Source organism: Achromobacter sp., from assembly GCF_036567245.1.
GTDB lineage: Bacteria > Pseudomonadota > Gammaproteobacteria > Burkholderiales > Burkholderiaceae_B > Achromobacter.
The window spans coordinates 1-6499 of the sequence record NZ_DATCUY010000408.1; the positions used below are offsets into that span (position 1 = coordinate 1).

Genomic DNA, 6499 nt, shown 5'->3' on the forward strand with positions numbered 1-6499 from the left:
CGACTTTTTCGAGCAGAATAACTTGCATTTCAGTGCCCCGGATTAGTTGTGGTTGTCGGTGTAAGGCAACAGGGCCAGGAAGCGCGCGCGCTTGATGGCGGTGTCCAGCTGGCGCTGGTAGATTGCCTTGGTGCCGGTCAGGCGAGCCGGGATGATCTTGCCGTTTTCTTGCACGAAGTCGCGCAGGGTGTCCAGATCCTTGTAGTCGATCTCTTCCACGCCGGCAGCGGTGAAGCGGCAGAACTTACGACGCTTGAAAAGCGGGTTCTGCTGCGTGAATTTGCGTTTTTCCTTGCGTTTTCCGAAGAAAGCCATGATATGTGCCTCTTTGTTTGAGGGGGCCGGGTTTTACCCAAAACGGGCCCAAACCCCCATAACCTATCCGTATTCAGAAGGCGCTCATCGCGCCTCTTGCCCAATTCCCTTCAAGCCACCAGCGGATCGCGCCCTGCGCTGCCGCTGATCCTGCGTGCCTGCTGCAAATGCAGCTTGACCTTCACCGAGTCCTTGCGGGTAGGAGCCAGAAAGCCCTGCACCAGCAATTCGGACCCTAGCGCGGTGTCCTTCAACAGCAACGCCAGATCGCCCAGTGCCACGGCCGCGATAGTCAGTTCGACGCGGCGCGGGTGGCCTGCTTCGACGACTTCCGACTCGTGCGCCAGCACCATTTCCAGTGCGGGCAATCCGGCGGGAGTGTGGCGCAAAGGCTCGCATTCAAGAACGCGGGCGCTGAGTTCCAGCTTATTCATCCTGCCAGGCACCGAGGGGACTTCATGGGATGAGCTCTGCGTGAGCCCTGCTTACTCGGCCTGAGCCGGCGCTGCTGCTTCAGCCGAAGCCTTGCGGGCTTCTTCGCGTTCGACCGACTTCATCATGATCGAGGGCGTGGCTTGAGCCTTCTTGGTCTTGATGACCAGGTGGCGCAGAACGGCGTCGTTGTAGCGGAACGAGTGTTCCAGCTCATCCAGCGTGGCTTGGCCGCACTCGATGTTCAGGCAGACGTAGTGAGCCTTGACGAGCTTCTGGATCGGGTAGGCCAGTTGACGGCGACCCCAGTCTTCCAGGCGGTGAACCGAGCCGCCTTGGCCCGTGACCAGCGCTTGGTAACGCTCGACCATGGCGGGCACTTGCTCGCTTTGGTCGGGGTGAACGATAAACACTACTTCGTAGTGACGCATGAGTAAAACTCCTTGAGGATGTCTCGCTGGCCGTCCGTCTTGCACCCGCCGCTTTCCATCAGGGGTGGATTGCATCTTGATTTACATCTTGATTTGCAACGTAGACAGTGGCCCGCAAGGGGCAGCCCGCTACCCAAAAACCATGGGCGGTCGAGCAAGAAAGCTCTCGATTATCACCGATTGAGCAACCTGGCGCAAGCCGCCAGGGCCTCAGGAAATAAGGGACGGACTATTTCCGCCACCCTGCTCCGCGTGTCGAGGCAAATCGGCAACACCGATTTCCTGGGGGCGGTTGACCACGCTGACCATCACGTAGCTGATGATCATCAACAGGAACCACGAGCCCAGCTTGGCGATGGACACCAGCTCCCAGCCCTGCGACTGGCTGGGATAGCGCCAGGCATTGGCAAAGGTGCCGATGTTCTCGGCGAACCAGATGAACAGGGCCACCAGCACGAAACCCAGCAACAGCGGCATGCGGCGATAGACCTGCCAGATGCGGAAATATACCCAGGTCCGCGCGAACAGGATGGCGGTCAACGCGAACAGGCCCCACCGGATATCCATGATGTAGTGGTGCGCGAAGAAATTCACGTAGATCAGCACCGACAGCGCCACCGTGGCCGCCACCGGCGGATGCGCGCGGAAGCGGAAGTCGAACAAACGCCAGACGCGGGCCAGATAGCTGCCCACCGCCGCATACATGAAGCCCGTGAACAGCGGCACGCCACCGATGCGCAGTACGCTGGCCTCGGGATAGATCCATGAGCCCGCGGCGGTCTTGAACACCTCCATGCCCGTGCCCACCACATGGAACAGCAGGATCACGCGGGCTTCGCTCCAGGTCTCCATACGCAACGCCAGCAGCAGCGCCTGGATACCCAAGGCCGCCAGGGTCAGGAAATCGTAGCGGGCCAGCGCGGCGTCCTTCGGATACCACCAGTGCGTGCCCAGCAGCAGCGCGCACATCAGGCCGCCGAACAGGCAGGCCCAGGCCTGCTTCACGCCAAAGCGGAAGAACTCGTAGAGAGCGACGCCAAAACGGCCGCGGCCGGCCAGATTGCCGGCCAGCCGCGATTCCCACTGCTGCAGCCCCGCGATGAGCGGCCAGTCATTGGCCGCCGGATGGCTCACGGCAAGCTCAGCCTTCCACGACGGCGTAGGCCGAGTGGTTGTGGATGGATTCGAAGTTCTCGGCTTCCACGCGGTAGCGGGCGATGCCGGGGTGCGCGTTCAGGCGGGCGGCCACGTCACGGACCAGATCCTCGACGAACTTGGGGTTGTCGTAGGCGCGTTCGGTGACGTACTTCTCGTCCGGGCGCTTGAGCAGGCCCCACAGCTCGCAGGAGCCCTCTTCCTCGATCAGGCGGATGACGCCGTCCATGCCAATATCGGCGTTCAGGATGGCGGACACCGTGACGTGCGAGCGCTGGTTGTGCGCACCGTACTCGGAGATGGCCTTGGAGCAGGGACAGAGGCTGGTGACGGGCACCTGCACGATCAGCTCGAACTCGACCTCGTCGCCCTGGGCGCGGGCGATCCATTGCACTTCATAGTCCAGCAGGCTTTGCACGCCGGAGATCGGGGCGGACTTGTTGATGAAGTACGGGAAGGCCGCAGTGATGTCGCCGCGCTCGGCATGCAAGAGCGGCAGCATGTCGGCCGCCATGGCGCGGAACAGGGTCGGCGTCATGGGGGTGCTGCGGTACTTTTCCAGCAGCGCCACGAAGCGGGACATGTGCGTCCCCTTTTCTTCGGGCGGCAGGGCCACGGTCAGCGTCCAGTTGGCCACGGTGCCTTGGGGCGAGCCGTCGCCGCTTTCAATCAACATGGGGTGGCGCACGCCACGGATGCCCACGCGCTGAATCGGGATGTGCCGGGTGTCCGCCGAACTCTGGACGTCGGGCATCACGATGGCGGGGTCGATCGGAGAATTCATTTCGGCTTACCTGTCTAGGCAGTCAGTCGTGAAAACGCACGGGCCTAGGAATCTTTGAGAGGGGGCCATTATCGCCCATAGTCCGCCAATCGCCAGGGAAAACCCTTTCATTCGTAGGTTGGCGGGGCCGGAACAGTGTGTTTCATTCCTGCGGGCAATGGCCCGCAGGAATCGCTTCGAATCAACCGAGCAGATCGGCGTAACGGGCGCGGATCGACCGCTCGATGCCGGCGGCGTCCAGGCCGACGCCGGCCCACAGCGCCGACTGCTCGCCATGGTCGATGAACTCGTCGGGCAGGCCCAGTTGCAGCACCGGGATCATGACGCCGGCCGCGCTCAGCGTTTCCAGTACCGCGCTGCCCGCGCCGCCCATGATGGAGGCGTCTTCCAGCGTGACCAGCGCGTCGTGGCGGCTGGCCAGGTCGAGGATCAGTTCGCGGTCGATCGGCTTGACGAAGCGCATGTCGGCCACGGTGGCGTCGAGTTTTTCAGCGGCGCCCAGCGCGGCCTGGAGCAGCATGCCGAAGCCCAGGATGGCGATCTTGCGGCCCTCGCGGCGCACCACGCCGCGGCCGAGTTCGACCGTATCCAGGCCGGGCGCTTCTGCCGCGCCGCAGCCTGCGCCGCGCGGATAGCGCACCGACGCCGGACCGGGATGCTGATAACAGGTCGACAGCAACAGCCGCGTTTCGCTTTCATCCGAGGGTGTGGCCACGACCATATTGGGCACGCAGCGCAGGAAGGCGATGTCGTAGTTGCCGGCATGCGTCGCGCCGTCCGCGCCCACCAGGCCGGCGCGGTCCAGCGCGAAGGTCACGTCCAGGTTCTGCAGGGCGACGTCATGGATGAACTGGTCGTAGCCGCGCTGCATGAAGGTGGAGTAGATCGCGACTACCGGCTTCTGGCCTTCGCAGGCGATGCCGGCGGCGAAGGTCACGGCGTGCTGCTCGGCGATGCCCACGTCGAAATAGCGCTGCGGAAAGCGCTGTTCAAATTCCACCAGCCCGCTGCCTTCGCGCATGGCGGGCGTGATGGCGACCAGGCGCGAATCCTGCTCGGCCATGTCGCACAGCCACTGGCCGAACACCTGCGTGAAGCTGCGCTTGCCCGGCGCCTTCGATTGCTGGATGCCGACCGCCGGATCGAACTTGCCCGGGCCGTGGTACAGCACCGGATCGGCCTCGGCCAGCTTGTAGCCCTGGCCCTTCTTGGTGACTACATGCAGGAACTGCAAGCCTTCCAGCGCCTTGAGGTTCTGCAGCGTGGGCACCAGCGCGTCCAGGTCGTGCCCGTCGATCGGACCCACGTAGTTGAAGCCGAATTCCTCGAACAGCGTGGCCGGCGTGACCATGCCCTTGGCGTGTTCCTCGAAGCGGCGCGCCAGCTCCAACACAGGCGGCACGTGCTGCAGCACCGCGCGGCCGACGTTCTTGGCGGCCGCGTAGAAACGGCCCGACATGAGGCGCGCCAGGTAGCGGTTCAACGCCCCCACCGGCGGCGAGATCGACATGTCGTTGTCGTTCAGGATCACCAGCAGATTGATGTCGGGCGTGACGCCGGCATTGTTCATGGCTTCGAAGGCCATGCCCGCGGACATCGCGCCGTCGCCGATGATGGCGATGTGCTGGCGCTGCACGCCGGCGTTGCGCGACGCCACCGCCATGCCCAGCGCGGCCGAAATCGAGGTGGACGAATGCGCGGTGCCGAAGGCGTCGTATTCGGATTCGCTGCGCTTCGGGAAGCCCGAAATCCCGTCCTGCTGGCGCAGCTTGGCCATGCCGGCGCGGCGCCCGGTCAGGATCTTGTGCGGGTAGGACTGATGGCCCACGTCCCAGACGATGCGGTCGTGGGGCGTGTCGAACACCTGGTGCAGGGCCAGGGTGAGCTCGACCGTGCCCAGGTTGGACGACAGGTGTCCGCCCGTTTTGGACACCGACTCCAGCACGAAGCCGCGCAACTCGTCGGCCAGCCTTTTCAGCTCGCGGCGATCCAGGCGCTTGAGGTCTGCCGGGGATTGAATGCGGTCCAGTAAATCTGTCGTCATGCTTTTATGTGGTTCGTTGGCCCGGCCTGCCTCCAGCCCGGGCTGGTCCCGGCTCAGCGGTCTCGTAGGACGATGAAGTCGGCCAGTTCAGCCAGGCGCGATCCGGCCTCGCCCAGCGGAGCCAGGGCAGCCAGCGCGTCCTCACGCAGTTCCTGGGCGAACGCGCGCGCGCCGTCCAGACCCAGCAGCGATACATAGGTGGGCTTGTTTTCGGCGGCGTCCTTGCCCGGCGTCTTGCCCAGGCTGGCGCTGTCCGCGGTCACGTCCAGGACGTCGTCCACCACCTGGAAGGCCAGCCCCACGGCCTGCGCGTAGGCATCCAGCGCCTGGCGCGAGGCTGAGCTGGCGCCCGCCACGATGCCGCCCAGGGCCACGCTGCAAGCCAGCATGGCGCCCGTCTTCATGCTGTGCATGGTTTGCAGTTCGTCGCGCGACAGCGCGCGGCCGACGCTGAACAGGTCTATGGCCTGGCCGCCGGCCATGCCCTGGCTGCCGGCGGCGCGCGCCAGCGACTGGGTGGCCTGCACGATCAGCGCGGGCGCGATCGGCATGGAAGCCAGCAGATCGAAGGCCAGCGGCTGCAGCGCATCGCCCGCCAGCATCGCGGTGGCTTCGTCGAATTTCACGTGGGTGGTGGGACGGCCGCGGCGCAGCGTATCGTCGTCCATGCAGGGCAGGTCGTCGTGCACCAGCGAATAGGCGTGGATCAGTTCCACCGCCGCGGCGGCGCGGTCCAGCGAGGCCTGCACGGCCAGCACGCTGCCGCTGACGGGACAAGCCTGCCCCGCCGCATAGACCAGCGCGGCGCGCACCCGCTTGCCGCCGCCGAGCACGGCGTAACGCATGGCTTCGTGCAGCCGCGAGGGCAACGCATCCGCCGGGGGCAACAGATCATCCAGGACGTCTTCGACGTGCTGCACGCGCCCTTGCAACCATTCCGGAAAGGCGAGTTGAATTTGCTTCATCGGGTTCTTATTCGTCATCCAGCGCCGTCGGGTCCAGTGGACGCAGCAAATCGCCTTCCAGGACCTTGACCTGCTGTTCGGCCTGCGCCAAGCGCTCCTGGCAGACCCGCGTGAGCGCCACGCCGCGCCGGTAGGCGGCAAGCGACTGCTCCAGCGGCAACGAGCCGTCTTCCATCGCCGCTACCAGCGATTCGAGTTCGGCCAGCGCCGTTTCGAAATCCTGGGGCAAGGGACGGTCATCGATCTGCGGATCGGCTTGTGAAGATTTGGCCAAACGGGTCTCCGAGGGCGCTAGGGGTGGATCAATCCGTGAATTGTACGAGATACCCGCAAGGCCGTCGGGCTTGCCGCCCCGCGCCGCGCGTCTCAGGCC

Annotated in this window: 8 protein-coding genes; all 8 read right to left on the minus strand. The window is 64.8% G+C overall.

What is annotated here, in order from left to right; genetic code table 11:
• Positions 1 to 42: 42 nt before the first annotated feature.
• Entirely contained in the window at positions 43 to 315 is a 273-nt protein-coding gene (gene rpsR / locus VIR09_RS17265) for a 30S ribosomal protein S18 (RefSeq protein WP_006218308.1), read from the minus strand.
• 110 nt (positions 316 to 425) lie between these two features.
• Positions 426 to 749, minus strand: a complete 324-nt coding sequence (gene priB, locus VIR09_RS17270; RefSeq protein ID WP_013392508.1) for a primosomal replication protein N — start codon at positions 747 to 749, stop codon at positions 426 to 428.
• A gap of 51 nt (positions 750 to 800) precedes the next feature.
• Positions 801 to 1178 carry a 30S ribosomal protein S6 gene (gene rpsF, locus VIR09_RS17275; protein WP_013392507.1) on the minus strand — a complete coding sequence of 126 codons (378 nt, stop codon included), beginning with the start codon at positions 1176 to 1178 and terminating at the stop codon, positions 801 to 803.
• Positions 1179 to 1388: 210 nt separating this feature from the next.
• Positions 1389 to 2312 (minus strand): DUF817 domain-containing protein, encoded by a 924-nt coding sequence (locus VIR09_RS17280; RefSeq protein ID WP_332013981.1) that lies wholly within the window; start codon positions 2310 to 2312, stop codon positions 1389 to 1391.
• A 7-nt stretch (positions 2313 to 2319) separates the two neighbouring features.
• On the minus strand, positions 2320 to 3117 hold the full coding sequence (gene folE2 / locus VIR09_RS17285; RefSeq protein ID WP_013392505.1) for a GTP cyclohydrolase FolE2: 798 nt from the start codon (positions 3115 to 3117) through the stop codon (positions 2320 to 2322).
• Between the two features lie 181 nt (positions 3118 to 3298).
• Positions 3299 to 5161, minus strand: a complete 1863-nt coding sequence (gene dxs, locus VIR09_RS17290; protein WP_332013982.1) for a 1-deoxy-D-xylulose-5-phosphate synthase — start codon at positions 5159 to 5161, stop codon at positions 3299 to 3301.
• 53 nt (positions 5162 to 5214) lie between these two features.
• Positions 5215 to 6126: a farnesyl diphosphate synthase gene (locus tag VIR09_RS17295; RefSeq protein ID WP_332013983.1), complete on the minus strand. Its 912-nt coding sequence runs from the start codon at positions 6124 to 6126 to the stop codon at positions 5215 to 5217.
• A gap of 7 nt (positions 6127 to 6133) precedes the next feature.
• Complete coding sequence (locus VIR09_RS17300) at positions 6134 to 6400, minus strand: exodeoxyribonuclease VII small subunit (protein WP_332013984.1); 267 nt, start codon at positions 6398 to 6400, stop codon at positions 6134 to 6136.
• Positions 6401 to 6499: the final 99 nt, after the last annotated feature.

What these genes read in the sequence shown, in the direction of transcription:
- rpsR (WP_006218308.1), bottom strand. Translation starts at nt 315, where the DNA reads ATGGCTTTCTTCGGAAAACGCAAGGAAAAACGCAAATTCACGCAGCAG.
- priB (WP_013392508.1), bottom strand. Translation starts at nt 749, where the DNA reads ATGAATAAGCTGGAACTCAGCGCCCGCGTTCTTGAATGCGAGCCTTTG.
- rpsF (WP_013392507.1), bottom strand. Translation starts at nt 1,178, where the DNA reads ATGCGTCACTACGAAGTAGTGTTTATCGTTCACCCCGACCAAAGCGAG.
- folE2 (WP_013392505.1), bottom strand. Translation starts at nt 3,117, where the DNA reads ATGAATTCTCCGATCGACCCCGCCATCGTGATGCCCGACGTCCAGAGT.
- dxs (WP_332013982.1), bottom strand. Translation starts at nt 5,161, where the DNA reads ATGACGACAGATTTACTGGACCGCATTCAATCCCCGGCAGACCTCAAG.
- VIR09_RS17295 (WP_332013983.1), bottom strand. Translation starts at nt 6,126, where the DNA reads ATGAAGCAAATTCAACTCGCCTTTCCGGAATGGTTGCAAGGGCGCGTG.